This is a genomic window from Nostoc sp., from assembly GCF_036917815.1.
In the GTDB taxonomy this organism is placed as follows: Bacteria; Cyanobacteriota; Cyanobacteriia; order Cyanobacteriales; family Nostocaceae; genus Nostoc.
The window spans coordinates 1-19,349 of the sequence record NZ_JBALEK010000030.1 but is presented as its reverse complement, the minus strand read 5'-3'; the positions used below and the strand labels follow the sequence as shown (position 1 = coordinate 19,349).

The following is a 19,349-nucleotide window of genomic DNA, read 5'->3' as shown; positions in this document are numbered from 1 at the left end:
TTCCTCAATTGTCTTTATATATACAACAATTGCACTTTCTTAGTTAGATTAACGCAGACTTCAAACGTTTTCAAATCCCTAAAATGGATGTTTGCTAATGGGAAAATTTTGCGAAATTCAAGCAAATACTACCATAATTCTTTATATATATCCCAAAACTTCATGAAAGCTATATCAAACTACACTTCACACATTTTTACCACCAAAAACATATATACTAGACTAGACTTTGATAAATTTGAGAGTTTTGTTAATTGCAACACCAAAAACTATTAATTTTTAGATGAAATACTAGCGTATCTTATAGTCTATAGTTTTTAAGGTTTAGTCAAAACTATATCCAGTATCATCAAAAAACTGCAAACTTCATGTGGTGCAAAAATCAAGCGGGGAGTGAAAACATGAATTTACGTAGAGATGCATTGCAAATCCTCAAAGAAACTAGCCGAACTTTTTATATCCCAATTAGTCTTTTACCGCCAGGATTGCAAGAAGCAATAGCATCAGCATATTTGTGTATGCGTGCCATTGATCAAATTGAAGATCATCCCGAACTAGATAATGCTACTAAAGCAAAGCTGTTAAGAACCATTAGCCTGACATTACAGGCAGGAGTTGATGGCTTTCCTGTAGATGCTTTTTTTGCAGGATTTAGTGGGTATGAGAACTCATTAGAAGAAGTCACTTTGAGCATTAGAGAATGGTCTCTGCTAGCACCAGACACCATTGCACCTCGAATTTGGGATGCTACTGCTGCAATGGCAGACCGGATGGCTTATTGGGCAGAAAGAAACTGGAAAATTTACACAGAATCTGATTTGGATCGTTATACCTTTGGGGCTGCTGGTGCAGTGGGATTGTTACTTTCGGACTTATGGACTTGGTACGATGGAACACAAACCAACCGTACCCAGGCCATTGGGTTTGGTCGGGGTTTACAAGCAGTTAATATCCTGCGTAATCATACTGAAGATTTGGGGCGTGGGGTAGAATTCTTCCCAGAAGGTTGGAGTGCAGAAAATATGCAAGAGTATGCCCGGCGCAATCTAGCCCTGGCAGAAGCTTATACCAAAAACCTTCCTTCTGGTCCTGCCTTAGATTTTTGCCAAATTCCCTTAACCTTGGCTAATGGTACTCTTGATGCCCTTGCTAATGGTAAAGAGAAACTCAGCCGCAGTGATGTTTTTGCACTTATGGAACAGATTAGTGTGAACATGAAAGCCAGCTAATAGTCTCTTAACGACTAATGGAGACAATTGTGAACTACCCACACTGTACCGTCAGGTCAGTGTGGGCAACAGTCCAACAGAAAGCGCAATAGTAGATTTCTTACGTCCTCTACTACTACGACTTACATCTGGGCGACAAGCTTTATCCCCCGTCCCAGAGTTAGGTCTGGATTCAACTGGAAACCGCTATAGCCAGTCAGTAGAGCAGCACCCTAACTGTAGCAAGCCTTAAGAGAGCATCATTAGGCATTACGGATTGGGATAAAGTAGCATAGACACTATTTATCACTACAAGTATAATAGATCATCTGATTTTCGCGATCAATTTACGTAATCTCAGTTAAACTTTAGGAACTCTTTAAAGGATTTCCAGCAGAAATTACCTGGCAAGAGTTGATTAATATCTAAATAATTGAAAGGGAGTATGATGCTCCCCGTGATTATTCGCGCAGCGAGTTGAGAGTCCATGAGCTACTGCTTAAGTCCGACCTGTCCCAATCCAGAAAATTTGGTATTTAGCCAAAGGTGTCAGTCTTGTGGCTCACAACTACTATTGCGCGATCGCTATCAGGTGATCAAACCATTAGGTCAGGGTGGCTTTGGGGCAACCTTCTTAGCCAATGATCAAGGCTTACCAGGCGAACCGAGCTGCGTAATCAAGCAATTACGCCCATCAGGAAGTTCCCCACACGTTTTACAGATGGCTAGAGAACTCTTTGAGCGAGAAGCTAGAACTCTAGGTAAGATTGGCAATCATCCCCAAGTACCAAGATTGTTGGACTATTTTGAAGATCATGAACAATTTTATTTAGTTCAAGAATACATCAGTGGTGATACCTTGCAGGAAGAGGTCAAACTTAACGGCATCTTGAGCGAAACTGGAGTCAAGCAATTTTTGAGCGAGGTTCTGCCACTACTGCAATACATCCACGATCAAAAGGTGATTCACCGTGATATCAAGCCAGCCAACTTAATTCGCCGCAGTCAAGATTCCAGAATGGTACTCATTGACTTTGGTGCCGTCAAAAATCAAATCAGCCAAGGTACGACAAGTCCATCAGGACAGACAGCATTAACTGCCTATGCCATTGGTACTCCTGGCTTTGCCCCTCCAGAGCAAATGGCTATGCGTCCAGTCTACGCCAGTGACATTTATGCACTGGGGGTGACGTGCATTTATTTACTGACTACCAAAACTCCTAAAGATTTAGATTACAATCCCAACACTGGCGAGATGATGTGGGAGCAGATTGTGCAAGTGAGCGATCACTTAGGCAATGTATTGCGAAAAATGTTAGAGGTGTCTGTACGTAATCGCTATCAGTCAGCCGGAGAAGTTCTCAGAGCATTAGAAATAGAACCATACTTAGATAGTTTAGCAAAGGGCTTACTGATTAAATCTGATAGTGGATCTAAAGACCGAACACACAACCATCTACAAAATTCTGCTGTTTTATCTAATAACCCTTCTACTGCTGCTAGCAATACAGGAATGGCACAGGTAGCGGCAGCAATTCGGGCTAGACGAGCCAAGGCAGCAGAAGCGGCGGGATTACACCAGGGTTCTGGGATAGGCAAATCAACCACTTTAGCTAACAGCAACAGTAATGGTTCACAAACTCAAAATTATAAAATTGAGCGGAAGTTAGATAGTCAAAGTTTATTAACAGCCTATCTGAAGGGAAGACGGGATTTTGCTCTACACAATTTAAACTTGCTGAATCTGCAAGGTGCTGACTTATCCCAAACAAATTTCCATTCCGCTCAATTGCAAAAAACCAATCTCCAAGGAGCTAATCTACATAATAGTGACTTTGGCAGAGCCAGTCTAACTCGAGCAAATCTTAAGGATGCTAATTTGAGCAAAGCATACTTTAACCATGCTGATTTAGAAGGGGCAGACCTACGAGGCGCAGACCTTAGCAACGCTTATCTTAGCAATGCTAACCTCCGAGGAGCTAATCTGTGTGGTGCTAATCTCACTAATGCCAAAATTTCTGATGAGCAGCTAGCACTAGCAAAAACAAACTGGATGACCGTGCGCCCCAATGGTAAACGAGGCTTGTTATAAGTTGAAAGTTTTAATTTGGGAGCCACTTGCTTGCTCTAATTCCATCTTTAAAAATGATGGAATTAGAGCAAGGCTTTTGAAGGGGTGTTGATGGATATTCTGGGGCAAAATCTTACCAACACAAAGTGGATTGCTTTTTAAAATATTAAAAGGTTTACGTATAATGGCTGACTTTGCACAAACAGAAATAGAACGGCGATTAACTTTATATCAGGTATTTCTCAAGTTGTATGAACACCACAGCAGCCTTCTAGATGAAATTCTTCAGCTAGAAAACCTCTCTCAACCGTCGTTGACGAGAGTGAAGGCGTGTTACGTACACGCTGTAGTGGATACTGCTGCTGTTTATTTGATAACGAACTTGTGTGACAATGAGACTCAAAGTTTACGACAGCCACAGAGAATCTGGACAATAGGCCGGAATCGTACTAGCGGTATTTGTGTTGCTGATAGCTATATGTCTCGTCGCCACGCTGCTATTCAACATATTAACAATCAAGGCTTTTACTTAATTGATTTCAACAGTACCAATGGCTCCTTTGTCAATGGCGATCGCGCTGTTCGACCGATCAAGCTCAAAGATGGCGATCGCATTCGTCTAGGCAATATGACTTTCCATTTCTTTGTGAACTATACGTACCGCGTTTTGCCAACTGTAGGAATGGATTTATTGATACAGCTTGTCCATCAAAAGAATGATCATCTAGTAGAAATGCTTACTTGTTCTCAGAATAAACAAAAACCTCTAAGTGAAAAATCGGATTCTAATTTAGAGATTTTCAGAAATTACGGACTAGTTGAAAATCTAGAAAATGGTTATGAAAGCTTCAGTTCAGAACAGAAATCAGACATTTTAGACCGCTTTTTTAGCAGAGAAATACCGTCTAATCCCAGCTAAAAAATTGGAAGTTCTAGCAGTTTTCAATTGCTTCAGGAGTACTGAGTAATATTTCGTTGCAACACTGCTTAGGTTTTGGCTAAAAAATAAAAATGTGTAGGTTGGGGAGCGGGCGCGGTCTTCTCCCTTGGCGCTAGTACAAGAAGGCAAAAGTAAAAAGAAAGAATGCTTATTTTGTAGGCTTTCTGGCTATTTAAAATGGTTGCTTTATTTCCGCCGTGTCGTACTAGCCTCTCCCTTTGGGAGAAGGGGAGAGCGTCTCGTAGAGAGTGTCTGGGGGTTTCTCCCATGAGCGACTGGCGTCGGCTATGCCGACTTGTAGCACGTGGCGTTTGAGGAACAAAACCCAACATTTGGCGGGGTTTGTTGGGTTCCGGTTCTCTACGGGACGCTACGCGAACGCTCAACCCAACCTACGAATATTCTGGGTAATTATACCAATTCTATGTGAGGTTGCACTTTATTCACGTAGGGGTAATTGATGAATTGCCCTTACAGGGTGTAGTTTTGCGTAAGTCCTATAGGCACATATTAAACCCCCAGAATTAGTTAAAGGTCAAAATATAGAAAAAAAATTAAGAATGTGATTAAATATCATAGCAATCATTTTGGACTGGCATCTCTAGCTCAAAATAAAAAGAAAGCGATTCAGGGATTGAGTAAGCAGGTTATCCTCTATCCTGGCAACAGGAGGATACTCAAGGTCTATCGGCAGTAGCAACATTTCTGAGTGGTGCATTCCAGTTATGTGGGCAGGAAATGCTAAAGCAATGACCAAAAAAAACCCCCAGTCAGCCTTAGCCAACCAGGGGAGTTAGTTATCAGGGTGCATCTACCACTTAAATGTTCTCAGGTTGAACACCATACTCCGGATGAATTTGTACAAAGGTCAGTTATTTTTTTTAATAAAAAACCCCCAGTTGGTGTTAACCTACAAGGGGAGTGAGTTATCAGGGTGCATCTACCAATAATCTTTTCTAGGGGCAGCCAGCATCTTCGGGAGAAAATGAACTAAATTAAGGTTGATGGCGATGTCTACAAGGGGCTACGCCTACTACGTAAATAAAAAACCCCCCCAGTGGGTGTTAGCCTACAAGGGGAGTGAGTTATCAGGGTGCATCTACCAATAATCTTTTCTAAAGCAAATGGGTAGCTACCGGATAAATTAGCAGAAATTGAAGTTGTTGCTGTTTGTTGATCAGAGAAAAACCTTCAGAGGGGTTAGTTATCAGGACAGTCCTACCAATTAAATGACCGGTGCGCTACCTGACAAAATTGGTGTGTCAGGGTTAATCAACAGTACTAAATATCTTCATAAAAAACCCCCTAGTGGGCGTTAGCCAACCAGGGGAGCTAGTTATCAGGGTGCATCTACCAATTAAATGTTCTAGGTTTAACCACCACGCTCCGGATAAATTCATGAGAGAATTGATTGTCGCCCTGTGTCAAAAAAACCAGAGCGGATATTAAAGATCAAGGGACATCCATCTACTAATCAAGTATTCTAGGATTAAGCACTATTTTCTGGTAGAGAATATCTGCGTCAGCAGTTGCTGTTGTTTGCCAAAATTGAAAAAAACCCCCAGTGGGTGTTAGCCAACTAGGGGAGTTGAAGATCAAGGTGCATCTACCAATTAAGTGTTCTAAGCCCAAGTAATCCGATCCGGATAAAGTTGTAAAGGCAGGAAAAACCAAAACAGCACCGAATCAGAAACATTCCGGGGCGGGATGCATCTAAATTATCAGACGGAGCGAAAAATCGACTTGAAACTTTCGCGTTTCAAACCAGATTTAGGAGGCGGACAGGAGAAGTTGTGACCCAGGAATTCCATATTTCCGTAACCCCAGTAGGGCAAAATGACTACTTGGTGCGGACGGAACAAGTCGCGCCTGGGGTACCATTGGCAGAAGAATTGGTGACTTGGCCTATAGCTGATTGGTTGATGGCTGCTGGGCATTTGATGAATGACCCGTTGAAGTCGGTATTGCAAGGAGATCCATTCGTCTCTAGTGGGCACGAAAGCGATATCGCCAGAAACTCTGTTAATTTGGTGGCATTGGGTCAACAATTTTATAATGCCCTATTTCAAGGCACTCTCAGGGATAGTTGGATTACTGCCCAAGGTATTGCCCAGAACCATCAACAAGTACTACGCTTACGTTTGGGGCTAAAAGAGACTAGGTTAGCTCGTCTGCCTTGGGAAGTGATGCACGCAGGCGATCGCCCTCTGGCTACTGGGCCTTATGTGGCTTTTTCTCGCATCCATTGTGGAATTTCGGGGGCTTCGCCTTTGCGATCCCTGCGGGGGGCTACGCCTACGCTAAATATGCCCACACCACGAGAACAAGGTGGTGTCAAAGTATTGATGGTAATCGCTTCTCCCTCAGACCAAGTGCGTCTTGACTTACAAAAACAGGAAGCGATTAAACTGCAAGCGGAACTTCAACGTCAAATACCAAGACTTGCTGAAGATAGCAATCGTTTCCCAGAAATTGAACTGACTGTATTAGATCAACCAGGACGGGAAGAACTGACACAAGCCCTAGAACAAGGCAGGTATCACGTCCTACACTACTCTGGTCATAGTAACTTAGGCGCTAATGGCGGAGAAATTTATCTTGTTAGTCGCAGAACTGGCTTAACGGAAATCTTGACTGGGGACGATTTGGCTGGTTTGCTCGTCAACAATAACATCCAAATGGCAGTGTTTAATTCCTGCTTGGGGGCATATAGAGCAGCGTCCGATGCCTCTGGAGACACTGGCGAACGTAACTTAGCAGAAACTTTGGTGAAGCGCGGAATTAGAAGCGTTTTGGCTATGTCAGAACGGATTCCTGATGAAGTGGCGTTGACCCTCACACAATTATTTTACCGCAACTTGAGTCAGGGATATCCAGTAGATTTGTGCGTCAGTCGGGTGCGTCAAGGATTAATTTCTGCTTATGGTTCTCACCAGATGTACTGGGCATTACCAATTTTGTATCTCCAGCCAGAATTTGACGGTTTTCTCAGCCAGGAAACTGAAGTATCCCACAGTGCAGAATTGCTGAACCAATATAGTTCGCCTTTAGGGGTAACTTCCACGATGTACTCTGCTATGGCTGATGATAGCGAGATGCCTTTAGGAATGGAGGAGATGATTATGATTCCTTCTGGTTTGACGCGTGACTCTTCTGGGTTAGACTGGCTGGGTGAAGATACTTGGGGCGATCTCGTTGATGAAATTGAGTATGATGACCCAAGCTATGCAGAAGATTCGGCGATAGTTTCGGATTTGTTTCGTCAGCTAGATAACCAAAAAGCTCCAATTGAACTGGATGAACAAATTCACGAAAACAGTTTTCAGCAAAGGCGGGTTTCAGAGGAAATGAATTCTCTGAAAGAGGAAGCAGATTTATGGGGAGAAGTCCCACCTGTGCCACCTCCAACTGCTGGGAATTTTGAAGGAAATTGGGAAAATTCTGATTCTTTGCGTAGGCATAGCCCAACCCAGGCATCGCAACCAGCCGTACCAAAACCTCGTACTCAACGCCGCAATCTGTGGCTGATTATGGGCGTTGTGGGAATCAGTACCTTAGCAGCTGCGATCGGTTTAAATTGGTGGTGGCAAAATCGACCCCAAGTAACTCTGCCTAACATACCAGGAATTCCCACCCAGTCTCTACCCGATTCTCGACCGATTCAAAAACAGCAAAATATCGATTTAGAAACAGCCGCGACTGCAATTGTCACCGCCACCGCTACGGAAAAATTGAGCCAGGGCGACTTGCAAAGTGGGTTATTGGCTGTAGAAGAACTACTCAATCGTAACGCCCTAGCTGCGGCGGAAAGTGCCCTGAAACTAATTCCCAATAAACAAGCTGACGATCCATCTGTGAACTTTTACAAAGGACGATTAGCTTGGCAGTCTATCCAAACTGGGGACAACAATTATAGCGTCGATGATGCCCGCCGTTACTGGGAAAATGCTGCAAAAGCTAAACCAGAATCAGTTTTATATAATAACGCTTTGGGATTTGCCTACTACGCAGAAGGAAATTTGAATCGAGCCAATTACTCTTGGCTTGAGGCGATTAATTTAGCTCTCAAAGAGCAGAACCCGGATTCAACATCCACAAGTACAGTACTGTCTGAAGATGGTTTAACTTCTTATGCTGGTTTAGCGATGGGAATGTATAAATCTGCACTTAATCCATCTAATGGTAAGAAGACACAATATCTGAATAAAGCGATCAAGTTACGGCAATTGGTTCTCAAGTCTGATCGAGCAAATTTCCAGGTAGATAAATTAGCTAAAAATTGGCTGTGGACGGAGAAGGCTATTGAAGATTGGCGATCGCTCCTTCAGGAAAAAGGTCAAGAATAATTCGTAATTTGTTTGATTTATGCCTTCATTAGCAGCAGAAACGCGATCGCCTAGCATCGGCGTTGGTGTACCATCTGGATAAACTCCTGCACCAGAGACGATGGCAACGCGCTCGTTAGGATAATTATGTTGTAGCAATAGACGTAAGTATTGGTGGTTATGTTGCAGTGGAGCGATCGCGGTTGATCAAACAGCAGTTCTCAATTCCATACAATACAGGCAGTTTGTCGGGTCACAGTGAAAAGGGCGAATTCTGTTCGCCAGGGCTTTTATTTTTTGCCTTGAAACTGCTTAATAATATGCCAATTAAAGGCAACTGTTCTAGTACCATTTTTGTCAAATCTGATTAGGAATAACTAAGAGCAAATCTCATGAATGCGAATTTAGAAAAGACATCTCCGAAAATTAATTCTGCGTTGCTCGAAATCCTTGGTAGGGACAATTCATGAATTGTCCCTACGTCATTTTCGGAGATGTCTAAAGTATATATTTTTAATATAGCAACTTCTAAGGTACTAATTTAGCTAGTGCAGATATACGTGGTGTAAATCCGAATTTTGCTAATTTCTGCTATAATGGCTTCACTATTTCTGAAAAAAATATTAGGCCAGTGGCGCAGGTATGATAAAACTTACAAAATATAAGGTATGCGCCCAGAATAGATCCAGTTAATCCATTAGTGTATGATATCAGAACTGCCACTAATTACAAGCGATCGCCTATTATTACGAGTAGCGATCCATGAAGATATACCCCAAATTCTTAAATACTTCACTGATAATAAAACTTATCTCACTCCATTCTACCCTCTTTGGGATGATGGTTTTTTTATTCAAGAATATTGGCAGTATCAGATAGAGAATAGTTTTCTAGAATTTATCAATGGGCAATCGTTAAAATTATTTATTTTTAGCAAAAAAAATCCCGCCGTAATTATTGGAACAGTCAATTTTAGTAATTTTGTCCGAGGAGCCGCTCATTTCTGCTATGTGGGATATAGCCTTGCGGAAAGTAAACAAGGTAAAGGATACATGACAGAAGGGCTAAAAGCCACAACTCAATATGTATTTCAAGAGTTAAACTTTCACCGAGTTATGGCTAATTATATGCCTCACAATCGGCGCAGTGGCAATGTACTCAAAAGACTTGGTTTTGTCATTGAAGGATATGCTAGAGACTATTTGTTAATTAATGGGCAATGGGAAGATCATATTCTGACAAGTCTCACAAATCCTAACTGGCAAGCACCTAAATTTTAAAAATGGCTGAGTATCCTTGTCTACAAATTCATCGCAACCTGCACTTACGCAAACAATAGCTGAAAAGAATGATTTTCTTCTTAGCGACAATTCATGAATTGTCACTATCGCGTGTAGTTTTGCATAAGTCCTAACAACTTCATAATAAATACACAAAAACTCCACAACCAAATGCAATAGTAATATTTATTCACTACCTACCTCAGTTATTAAGGTTTGCTTGAGCCGATGTGTGCAATTTTATCAAATGATTGAGGAGTTTTTCAAAATGTCCATTAATTCTATAAAGCTCTTATCTCTCTTTTCTACTATCTTCGCTTTTGCTACTATCTTACACGGAGTTGTCTTAGCAGCACCAGGTTTAAATTCTGTGACTATACTACCCTTAAAAACTCAGACTAGTCATGTATCAGAGCAGCAAATCAAACTCACAAAGCAACAACGCCTACAAATCAAAGAGGCTCGTCAGCAAAGAGATAAGGATATTGAGGCTCTATTAAACCCGTCCCAAGCTACTAAATTTAAGGCAACACCACAATCTCGTCAGAGAATCAGAATAGTGTTAAAATATTTCGGTCTGAATCAACAGCAACATAAACACGTTAAATCAATTTTGCAAACTTATAACCTGCGAGTTAAAAAAATTCTATCTTCACAGATATAACAAAAAATATCAAATATAATAGCAGCTACTCCAGGAATATCACAACCAATTAAAAAACAAAAATTAGCTTTATTTAATTAAGGTTAAGTTTCCGAAGACTGATGGATTTGATTCAAACTTCGGTTGAGCCAGTCTTCATACCAATCATAAAAACCCAAAGGCTGCTCTTCATCGCTATTGGGAAAATCATCAGGGTCGATGTCATGGAAAGCATGACAAAAACTCAAAGAAGCAGGATATATCCCATTATCATTAGTACGGTCATCTATCCAGATTTTTCCTGACTGCTCCCCGGTAATGACTAACATCGCATAAATTCCACAACCATAATTTGTAATGGTGAGAGTGCCCTGAATAAACTTATCATCAAAGTAAGCATCACTCTTGACAACAGAATTTGTATTATTATCGACAATCAAATCCAAATCATTCCATGCTTTTTTCCAAGGAAATGCTTTAGAGAGGATTTCGTAGTTCTCGTGGTATAGTTTTTCTGGAATAACATCTTCATACTCAATCCCCCACAGACCAGATAAGCCATATCCGGGACCAGCACCACCATTGCCAACTTCTAAGAGAAAGTTTCGATATTCACTTGGTAGTGTAATATTGTATCTGGATTCAAACACTTGAATATCTTTGTTACTCAAACAAGGTTTAAATTGATATTGGTGTGATTCTGAGCCAAAAACCTCAAATGTAGCGTCTAAAATAGCTAATTGAGTTAACTTTTTCTTTAATTGCAAAATTTTATTCATAATGCATTCCAGATTTTGATGGTGTCGCTGCCATATTTTAGATATGGATCGCTTTTTGCGTCTATGCTGATGCTGAAGCCAGAGGTAGTATTAAGAGAAGAATGAATTAAGCTTTGCTCGTAATGACTCTGGCTGAAACTCCAAACTACAAGAATTCTAGCAATCCTTTTCTCACCCTCAACTACGAAAGCGCTTTAGAATCTCTAGGCGGCGACTACTACGACGAGGTTGCAGCTGCGGAATTCCCCCAACACCTCCTGCGTTGGCGTAACGATGAACTATTACCCCGTTTTGGTCTAGACCCCCAAGTAGTCAAAGACGAAGATTTCATCACAGCCTTTGGGCGATTTCAGGGGCGCAAACCCTTGTTGGCGCTGCGTTACCACGGCTATCAATTTGGTGAATATAACGGACAGTTGGGTGATGGTAGAGGCTTTCTCTACGGCCAAGTACGCGCCAATGATGGCGAATTGTACGATTTTGGCACCAAAGGTTCTGGGAGGACGCCCTACTCCCGTGGTGGTGATGGGATGCTGACGCTCAAAGGTGGAATGCGGGAAGTTCTGGCTGCGGAAGCACTGCACTACTTGGGTGTACGCACCTCGCGCTGTCTGAGCATGATTGAAACAGGTTTACCCCTTTGGCGGGGCGATGAACCTTCGCCTACCCGTTCATCTGTGATGGTGAGGATGAGCAGTTCTCATATTCGGTTTGGCACTTTTGAGCGACTGCACTATTTCCAGCGTCCAGATTTAACTAAGAAGTTGTTAGACCACGTAATTGAGCAGTATTATCGACAGTTAAGTACTGAACAAGATAAATATGCTCTGTTTTACGCCGAATTAGTTAAACGATTTGCACAACTAGTAGCGCAGTGGATGGCGGCTGGCTTTTGTCATGGAGTCCTGAATACTGATAATATGTCGATTACGGGAGAAAGTTTTGATTATGGCCCTTACGCATTTATCCCTACTTATAACCCATACTTTATCGCTGCATATTTTGACTATTCTGGGCGCTACTGCTACAGTCATCAACCAAGTATTTGCCAGTTGAATTTAGAAATGCTCCAGGAACCTTTTAAGGCAATCATTGATAAAGGCGATATGGAGGCTGGATTATCGAGGTTTAATGAATATTATCAAGCTGAGTACAGTTCTTTGATGTTGAAAAAGTTGGGGTTTTTGGAGTTGCCACACCCACAAGCTGAAGAACTCTTGAATCTAACGATTGAATTTTTGAAAGTGAGCCAAGTTGGTTATCACCAATTCTTTTATGAGATGGCTCGCACTTTTTCATCTAAATGGCGAGATCAACCAGGTTTTGTAATGAATAGTTCAGATATTGTGCCAGTACCGGGTGCGTCAGCAATTTTTGATGATTGGTCTATATTGTACCATAAAATCTTGAATGATTTTGATAGCGATGTCTACGACGGGCGTAGCTGCGGCACCGATTTAATTGCCCAAACTCTAGCTGTTCATAATCCCAAAACGGCATTATTAAGACCTGTGATTGAATCTACTTGGGAAGCAATTGCTCAGGAAGATAATTGGCAACCTTTTTATGAGTTAATCAAGGTAATTCAGTCGAGGAGATAGTTAGTATGGGGCAAAGCTTGTAACGAAAATCCTTTTTTTACTTTGCCCCTCTCCTTTCTTGTCAATATAGCAATAAGTAAACTGATTTCCCGATCACTCTTATAATTCAATACCGTTCACTTAGCGTTTGAGCGTAACATAACAGAAATTGATCAAGTAAAATCCTAATTTTTACAACAAAAATGAAAAGGTTCAGGGAACTGGCATTAGCTTGTGGTGCGATCGCTGCTTTGATCAGTATGAGTTTGATCAATATGAGTCTCAACGTTCAGGCAACGTCCAAGCGGCTGATTACCCTAAACGATCTGTCTGCTGTTCACCAAGTCAGCGAACCGCAAATTTCTCACGATGGAGCCTGGATAGCCTATACAGTGAATAGTACCGATATCAAGAATGATTCTGTCAACAACCATATTTATATAACTTCGTGGGATGGCTCCCGCACCCGAAAATTAACTAACAGCAAAGATAGCGAAAGTTCCCCTCGTTTCAGTCCCGATGGAAAGTACCTGACCTTTCTCTCCAGTCGTCAGTCCGAGAGTAAAGGCAATCAAATTTGGCTGCTGAACCTTGCCGATGGAGAAACACAAAAGATTTCAGATTTTCCCAGAGGCGTTTCTGATTTCGTTTGGTCGCCCGACGGCAAACGACTAGCTGTAATCGCCGAAGATCCACCCCAAAAAACTCACAACGAACAAAAGACCGCACAGCCAATTGTCATTGATCGCTTTAAAGGATATCTCGAAAAAAGTCGGCAACATCTCTACCTGTTTGACTTAGCAACTCACAAAGCAGATATTCTGACACCAGGTGAGTTTAATGAATATTTGCCCGAATGGTCTCCAGATGGGAACAAGATTGCTTTTGTCAGCAAGCGTGGTGTTGATTTTCATCGCCATAACAATTGGGATGTCTACACTATCGCTGCCCAACCAGGAGCAAAAGTACGTCAAATAACTACCAATGAAAGTCCCAATTGCGATCCCTCCTGGGGTAGCCGACCTGTTTGGAGTCCAGATGGGAAGTTAATAGCCTACGTGCAAGGAGGCCCTCAAAAGCTACTTGAGTACGCCGTTTACCATCTTGCGGTTATTCCAACCCAAGGAGGTACTCCACGTTTGTTAACAGCAAATCTTGATCGCAATGTTGTTAAGCCACGCTTTACATCTGATGGCAAATCAATTCTGTTTTTGCTGGAAGACGATGGTAATGTTCACCTCGCAAAAGTACCAGTAGCAGGCGGCAAGATAGAGCGATTGCTAGCTGGACGTAGAAATATCAGCGCCTTTGACTTCGGGGGTGACGATAGGATTGTCTTGTTATCCTCAATGCCACAGGAACCAAGTGAGGTTTTCACCCTCAAAGGAAGTGAACTGCGTTCAATATCGCACCAAAACCAGGAATTGCTTGTCCAACTTGTATTAGCAACGACGGAAGAAATTAGTTTCAAGAGTAAAGATGGCACCCAAATCCACGGTTTCTTAGTCAAACCACCAAATTTTCAACCAGGAAAGAAATACCCAACACTCCTTCAGCTTCATGGTGGCCCAGTCGGGCAGTACACAAACCAGTTTATGTTTGACTGGCAGATGTTTGCAGCTCACGGCTATGTTGTCGTTGCAGTTAATCCACGGGGTAGTTCGGGACGGGGTGAAGCGTTCTCAAAGGCTATTTACGCTGACTGGGGAAATAAAGATGTCCAAGATATCCTTGCTGCTGTTGACTACGTTGAGGCACAAGGGATAGCCGATCCATCTCGGTTAGGAATCGGTGGATGGAGCTACGGTGGTATCTTAACAAACTATACTATCGCCCAAGATACCCGTTTCAAAGCTGCGGTAAGTGGAGCTAGTATTTCCAATTTTTTGGCAGGATACGGTACTAACGAGTTTTATGACTACGAGCAGGAACTGGGCGTACCGTGGAAAAACCTCAATACTTGGCTACGAGTTTCCTTTCCATTCCTGCACGCCGACCGAATTCTCACGCCAACACTATTTCTGAGTGGCGATCGGGATACTGTTATTCCGTTACAGAACTCCGAGCAGATGTATGACGCACTCAAAACTTTAGGGGTTGATACTCAATTGATTATTTATCCTGAGCAATCCCACGGTATTAACAAGCCGAGTTACCAGCGCGATCGCCTACAACGCTATCTTACTTGGTATGGCAAGCATGGGTTGTGAGTATCAACACTCACACCTTTGTAAAAATATATCTACCCCTGGCGAATAGAATAATGCCTCCAGCACGCCAAGGCCGAAGGCAACTATAGGGCAATACGATTCAGTTAAGCATTTCTTCCTTCTCTCTGTGTTCTCTGCGCCTCTGCGGTTCGTTAAAAAAATTGACTCTCACAAAGAGTTTTAGCGTTAAATGAACCGTATTGAACTATAGGGACTGACAAGAAATAAATTATCCAAATAAACGAACCACAGAGACACAGAGAACACAGAGGAATAAGGAGGAGAGAGTTTTTTGAGTATTTGGTTTCAAATTCCTTGAGTCCGCGTAGGCGGACTTGGTTTGTGTAGCCGCGATTTCTAATCGCTCAGGATAGCCATCTTGCCCGCCATAATTATACAAATTAAATACGGAAGAGATTATTTACCACTAACAAATTTTCCGTATTTTTGTCTAGTCTGCAATTCCAAATTCTGTTTGATAGAAGTGGAATTATTTTCAGAAATGGAACGAGTCAAATCTGTGCCAATGACAACAGTGACATCAGATGCAATATCTCCTAAAGAAGCAACTTCTACATCACCGACACCAAGAGCTTGTTGAACAGCATTGGCGGCTTCAGGATTTCCATGTTGAGCAATAATTCTTGTTTTTTGAGCAGATTCTATATCAGTATCAATTTCATGACTAGAAAGAAAAATATTCCTAAAACCGTATTTTTCGAGTAAAGATGTGACTTTGACTACAGCTTCGGGTTGTCTGGTTGCGTTTTGGATAAAAATCTTTATACCTCGCGGCACTACTAAATTTTTGTCATCTTCTTTTACTTCTGCATTATTAAAATCAAAATAACGTTGGAGAATTTTAGTAGTGGCTTTATGGTCAGAAATCCAGTAGCTAACATTGTATTCACTTTTCTCACTAAAACGCCCTGGCAGGAGCATAAAATTATGGTGATTGCTTTGAGCTAGAGCTTGAGCTATAGCTAACATTTCATTAATAGATAAATCAGTATCTATATTATCTTGAGCTACCTTTAAAATTTCAGGTAATTTAGTAATGCTTTGTGGCTGAAGCAGTGTAAGTAGGATGTCTTTAAGAACTTGTTGTTGTCGCTGCACTCGACCAATATCACCTAAAGCATCATGACGAAAACGGATATATTCTTCTAGATGTTGCCCAGTCAACTTTTGTACACCTGCTAAAAAGTGAATGCTGAGGTTTTGTGAATGATCTACATAATCCATTTTTTTGGGAATATTAACTTCAACCCCTCCCAAGGCATCCACCAAATGAATAAAACCTTCTGTGTCCAGGCGCACGTAACGATCAATTGATACATTATCTAATAGCTGACTTACACTCTGGGCTGCTTGTTTTGTTCCACCACGCACGTTTGCATCATTAATTTTATCTACACCAACTCCGTAAAATCGAACGAGAGTATCTCTAGGAATAGATAATATATTAATCGAGTGAGAATCTGGCATGATTCGCGCCAGTAACATAGTATCGCTATTGCCTGCTAATGCCTCGGCAGGACTAAAGTTTTTCTCGTGAGGATGTCCAGAATTATCGATACCGAGAATCAAAATATTTACAGGATGATCTAGAGTTGCAGGAATGACACCTGTGACACTTTTGGAACTACCAGGCAGATCGATAGTAACGTCATTTTTTAAGGGAGTTAAACTCACAAACGAGGAGAAAATTGCCCCAGAAGTTGCAGCTACTACTGCCGCACCGATTGCTAAAGCAAATGGCTGTTTTAACAGCTGGGATTTCTTCGGATTATTTTTTCCTTTCACTTCTCACCCACTAGATATAAAATTAATTGCCATAGTCTAACCTGGAATTCTCGCACTTGGATATGGCGGCTCATGGTCAAGACTACTTTAGATGTGGCTGCCCTGAGTAAAGAAGTGAGATTCCCCCTCTTTTGACTAGCTAAACTGTTGAGCATAAAACCGTGCATAGCGATGCTCTAGGGCTAATAATTCTTCATGGGTTCCCGATTCCACAATTTGTCCCTGTTCGATAACTAAAATCCGATCGCACCGCCTAACTGTGGATAAACGGTGAGCAATAATAAATACTGTGCGTTTTTCCATCAATCTTTCCAGCGCTTCCTGTACCAGTGCTTCTGACTCAGAATCTAAGGCTGATGTTGCCTCATCCAGAATTAAGATTTGTGGATTGAGCAGAACAGCACGAGCGATCGCAATTCTTTGTCTTTGTCCACCAGATAAGTTTACCCCACGTTCACCCACCCAAGTCTGATAACCTTCTGGGAGTTGACTAATAAACTGATGGGCATTAGCAATTTTTGCCGCCTCTATAACTGCTTCCATATCAAAAACATCTTGTCCAAAGGCAATATTTTGGGCAATTGTCCCCGAAAACATGATGGTTTCTTGAGGAACAATCCCAATTTGTCGCCGCAGACTATGCAACTTTACATCTCGAATATCAACATCGTCAATGAAGACTTGACCAACTTCGGGGTCGTAAAAACGGGGTAGGAGGTTGACAAATGTGGTTTTACCAGCACCAGAAGCACCCACAAGAGCGATCGCTTCACCTGGCGATACCAATAAGCTGATATCTTTTAATACGGGTTCACCTGGTTTATAGGCGAAGAAAATATGACGATATTCTACCTTGCCTTTGACTGGGGGGAGAGCGATCGCATTTGTCTTTTCGATCACCGTCGGCTGAATTGCCATCAACTCAAAAACGCGGTCAACAGATGCTTCACCCTGCTTAAATTCGTTGTAGTTGTTAGTAGTATGACCAATGGGATCAATTAACAGCGCTGCCGCCGCCAGATAACTGAAAAAATTCGCCACTGTCAAGTTATTTTGGGAAATTTGCCAAGCTCCCACAATCAATAACGATAAGGCACTTAAGGCTTCCAAAAATCCGATGATGGGAATCTGAATCGCTTTTAGCTGTTCGGCTGAGTATTTGGCTTTGAGACTGCGTTCTGCTTCATGGCCAAAGCGGGCGATTTCGTAATTTTCGGCAGCAAAAGCCTGTACCAAACGAATCCCGTTGAAAACTTCCGCGAGAATGGCTGATAAACCCGACACGCGATTTTGACTTCTTAAGGAATACTTGCGTAAGCGTTCACCAAACCAACCGACTAAAATACCCATCAGTGGTGCAACTATCACTGTTGCGAGTGTCAGTTGCCAATTTAGGTAAATCATGTAAATCGGAATTGCTACCAACTGCAAAATGCACGGGATAAAGTCGTGAAATCCTTTATTTACCACTTCGCCAACGCGGTCAACATCTTCCGTGAGGCGGTAAGATAAATCACCTGCTTTTGCCGTTTCAAAATAGCTGAGATTTAGCTTTTGCAGATGGGCGTAGACTTGCTGGCGGAGATAAAAAGCAACTCGCAAAGCAGCTTTCGCCATGTACATATCTTGTATAGACTGAAACAAGCCTCTGACAAGAAAGACTAAGGCACAGCTGCCAGTGATTTGAGCGATCGCTACTACATTACCTTGTGCAAAGGGAATTGCCAGTTTACCGGCGAGATTGATCAACACTAATGTTGCCAGTACGTATCCCAAGATGCCAATAAGTCCCTTGGTGATAGTTTTCCACTGGAGTTGGATATAAGGTAGCAGTAGCCAGTAATTAGAACGAGTTTTCAAGCTGTAACGTCCACAACGATATTTTACTTTGTTTGACGCTAGCAGTTTTTGGGGAGTTTCTGAACAGCTCACTAATTAGTTACAAAAAGTGACATGGCAAAATCACGAGATTTTAGGCATAATTTTTAATTGACAAAAGTAAGATTGTCTTAACCTCTCACCGATGATCTTAGCGATCCTTTCGCATCTGGAGGCGCTTTTGACATACCAACGGCTGGCACATTCGACTCTGCTAAGTATGGTATTCCCAAAGAAGGCAGCTTCGATTTTGGTAAGTATGGCATTCCCAAAGAAGGCAGCTTCGATTTTGCCAAGTATGGTATTCCCAAAGAAGGCAGCTTTAATTTGGGTAGCTCTGGTATTCCAACATCTGGCAACTTCGACTTTGCCATTAGTCCTCTTATGAGGGCTGAAGCCCTCTCTACGAGACGCTACGCGTAGCAAGATCCCCGAAGGGGTACACTACAAACCTTGAATTATTCACGCCGCTGTACTTACCGTCGCGGTGAGCAGAGTTGAACGTATCGCGGCAGTCCCTACCCTCAACTCTTAGTAGGGTAGGGATCAGAGCGGGTTATTGGAACGAAGTGGAAATAACCAATCCATATTTATTCGATTGGCGCATCTTGATCTTTAATATATTGTTT

13 protein-coding genes are annotated in these 19,349 nt (G+C 42.0%); 8 read left to right on the top strand and 5 right to left on the bottom strand.

From position 1 onward, the window contains the following. Positions 1 to 401: 401 nt before the first annotated feature. From V7K97_RS08055 to hetF, 4 genes are all read left to right on the top strand, one after another. Positions 402 to 1,229, top strand: a complete 828-nt coding sequence (locus tag V7K97_RS08055; protein ID WP_334800329.1) for a phytoene/squalene synthase family protein — start codon at positions 402 to 404, stop codon at positions 1,227 to 1,229. A 466-nt stretch (positions 1,230 to 1,695) separates the two neighbouring features. Beyond that, positions 1,696 to 3,300: a serine/threonine-protein kinase gene (locus tag V7K97_RS08050; RefSeq protein WP_334800327.1), complete on the top strand. Its 1,605-nt coding sequence runs from the start codon at positions 1,696 to 1,698 to the stop codon at positions 3,298 to 3,300. A 163-nt stretch (positions 3,301 to 3,463) separates the two neighbouring features. After that, positions 3,464 to 4,198, top strand: coding sequence for an FHA domain-containing protein (locus V7K97_RS08045; RefSeq protein ID WP_334800326.1), 735 nt, complete (start codon positions 3,464 to 3,466; stop codon positions 4,196 to 4,198). Between the two features lie 1,814 nt (positions 4,199 to 6,012). After that, entirely contained in the window at positions 6,013 to 8,565 is a 2,553-nt protein-coding gene (hetF, locus tag V7K97_RS08040) for a cell division protein HetF (protein ID WP_334800325.1), read from the top strand. Here the strand turns inward: hetF and V7K97_RS08035 are convergent. Next, positions 8,488 to 8,703 carry a hypothetical protein gene (locus V7K97_RS08035; protein WP_334800324.1) on the bottom strand — a complete coding sequence of 72 codons (216 nt, stop codon included), beginning with the start codon at positions 8,701 to 8,703 and terminating at the stop codon, positions 8,488 to 8,490. The genes hetF and V7K97_RS08035 overlap by 78 nt on opposite strands. 545 nt (positions 8,704 to 9,248) lie before the next feature. Here V7K97_RS08035 and rimJ point away from each other — a divergent pair. Together rimJ and V7K97_RS08025 are read left to right on the top strand one after the other, a co-directional pair. After that, positions 9,249 to 9,824, top strand: a complete 576-nt coding sequence (rimJ, locus tag V7K97_RS08030; protein WP_334800322.1) for a ribosomal protein S5-alanine N-acetyltransferase — start codon at positions 9,249 to 9,251, stop codon at positions 9,822 to 9,824. Positions 9,825 to 10,092: 268 nt separating this feature from the next. After that, positions 10,093 to 10,488, top strand: a complete 396-nt coding sequence (locus tag V7K97_RS08025; protein WP_334800321.1) for a hypothetical protein — start codon at positions 10,093 to 10,095, stop codon at positions 10,486 to 10,488. A gap of 83 nt (positions 10,489 to 10,571) precedes the next feature. Here the strand turns inward: V7K97_RS08025 and V7K97_RS08020 are convergent, their stop codons facing one another. Further along, positions 10,572 to 11,246: an SMI1/KNR4 family protein gene (locus V7K97_RS08020; RefSeq protein ID WP_334800320.1), complete on the bottom strand. Its 675-nt coding sequence runs from the start codon at positions 11,244 to 11,246 to the stop codon at positions 10,572 to 10,574. 122 nt (positions 11,247 to 11,368) lie between these two features. Here V7K97_RS08020 and V7K97_RS08015 point away from each other — a divergent pair, with 122 nt between their 5' ends. Further along, entirely contained in the window at positions 11,369 to 12,847 is a 1,479-nt protein-coding gene (locus V7K97_RS08015) for a protein adenylyltransferase SelO (RefSeq protein ID WP_334800319.1), read from the top strand. A gap of 182 nt (positions 12,848 to 13,029) precedes the next feature. Further along, positions 13,030 to 15,036, top strand: coding sequence for a S9 family peptidase (locus tag V7K97_RS08010; protein ID WP_334800318.1), 2,007 nt, complete (start codon positions 13,030 to 13,032; stop codon positions 15,034 to 15,036). Positions 15,037 to 15,453: 417 nt separating this feature from the next. Here the strand turns inward: V7K97_RS08010 and V7K97_RS08005 are convergent, their stop codons facing one another. The 3 genes from V7K97_RS08005 to V7K97_RS07995 all read right to left on the bottom strand — a co-directional run bounded on the left by V7K97_RS08005 (position 15,454) and on the right by V7K97_RS07995 (position 19,094). Then, a complete protein-coding gene (locus tag V7K97_RS08005) occupies positions 15,454 to 16,842 on the bottom strand; it encodes an LCP family protein (protein ID WP_334800317.1) in 1,389 nt (462 codons plus the stop codon). Positions 16,843 to 16,977: 135 nt separating this feature from the next. Then, entirely contained in the window at positions 16,978 to 18,702 is a 1,725-nt protein-coding gene (locus V7K97_RS08000; RefSeq protein ID WP_334800342.1) for an ABC transporter ATP-binding protein, read from the bottom strand. 149 nt (positions 18,703 to 18,851) lie between these two features. Next, on the bottom strand, positions 18,852 to 19,094 hold the full coding sequence (locus V7K97_RS07995) for a hypothetical protein (RefSeq protein WP_334800316.1): 243 nt from the start codon (positions 19,092 to 19,094) through the stop codon (positions 18,852 to 18,854). Between the last annotated feature and the right edge of the window lie 255 nt (positions 19,095 to 19,349).

Coding starts and splice junctions, on each gene's coding strand:
- V7K97_RS08045 (WP_334800326.1), top strand. CDS start 3,464: ATGGCTGACTTTGCACAAACAGAAATAGAACGGCGATTAACTTTATAT.
- V7K97_RS08055 (WP_334800329.1), top strand. CDS start 402: ATGAATTTACGTAGAGATGCATTGCAAATCCTCAAAGAAACTAGCCGA.
- V7K97_RS08050 (WP_334800327.1), top strand. CDS start 1,696: ATGAGCTACTGCTTAAGTCCGACCTGTCCCAATCCAGAAAATTTGGTA.
- V7K97_RS08020 (WP_334800320.1), bottom strand. CDS start 11,246: ATGAATAAAATTTTGCAATTAAAGAAAAAGTTAACTCAATTAGCTATT.
- V7K97_RS08025 (WP_334800321.1), top strand. CDS start 10,093: ATGTCCATTAATTCTATAAAGCTCTTATCTCTCTTTTCTACTATCTTC.
- rimJ (WP_334800322.1), top strand. CDS start 9,249: ATGATATCAGAACTGCCACTAATTACAAGCGATCGCCTATTATTACGA.
- V7K97_RS07995 (WP_334800316.1), bottom strand. CDS start 19,094: ATGGCAAAGTCGAAGTTGCCAGATGTTGGAATACCAGAGCTACCCAAA.
- V7K97_RS08010 (WP_334800318.1), top strand. CDS start 13,030: ATGAAAAGGTTCAGGGAACTGGCATTAGCTTGTGGTGCGATCGCTGCT.
- V7K97_RS08015 (WP_334800319.1), top strand. CDS start 11,369: ATGACTCTGGCTGAAACTCCAAACTACAAGAATTCTAGCAATCCTTTT.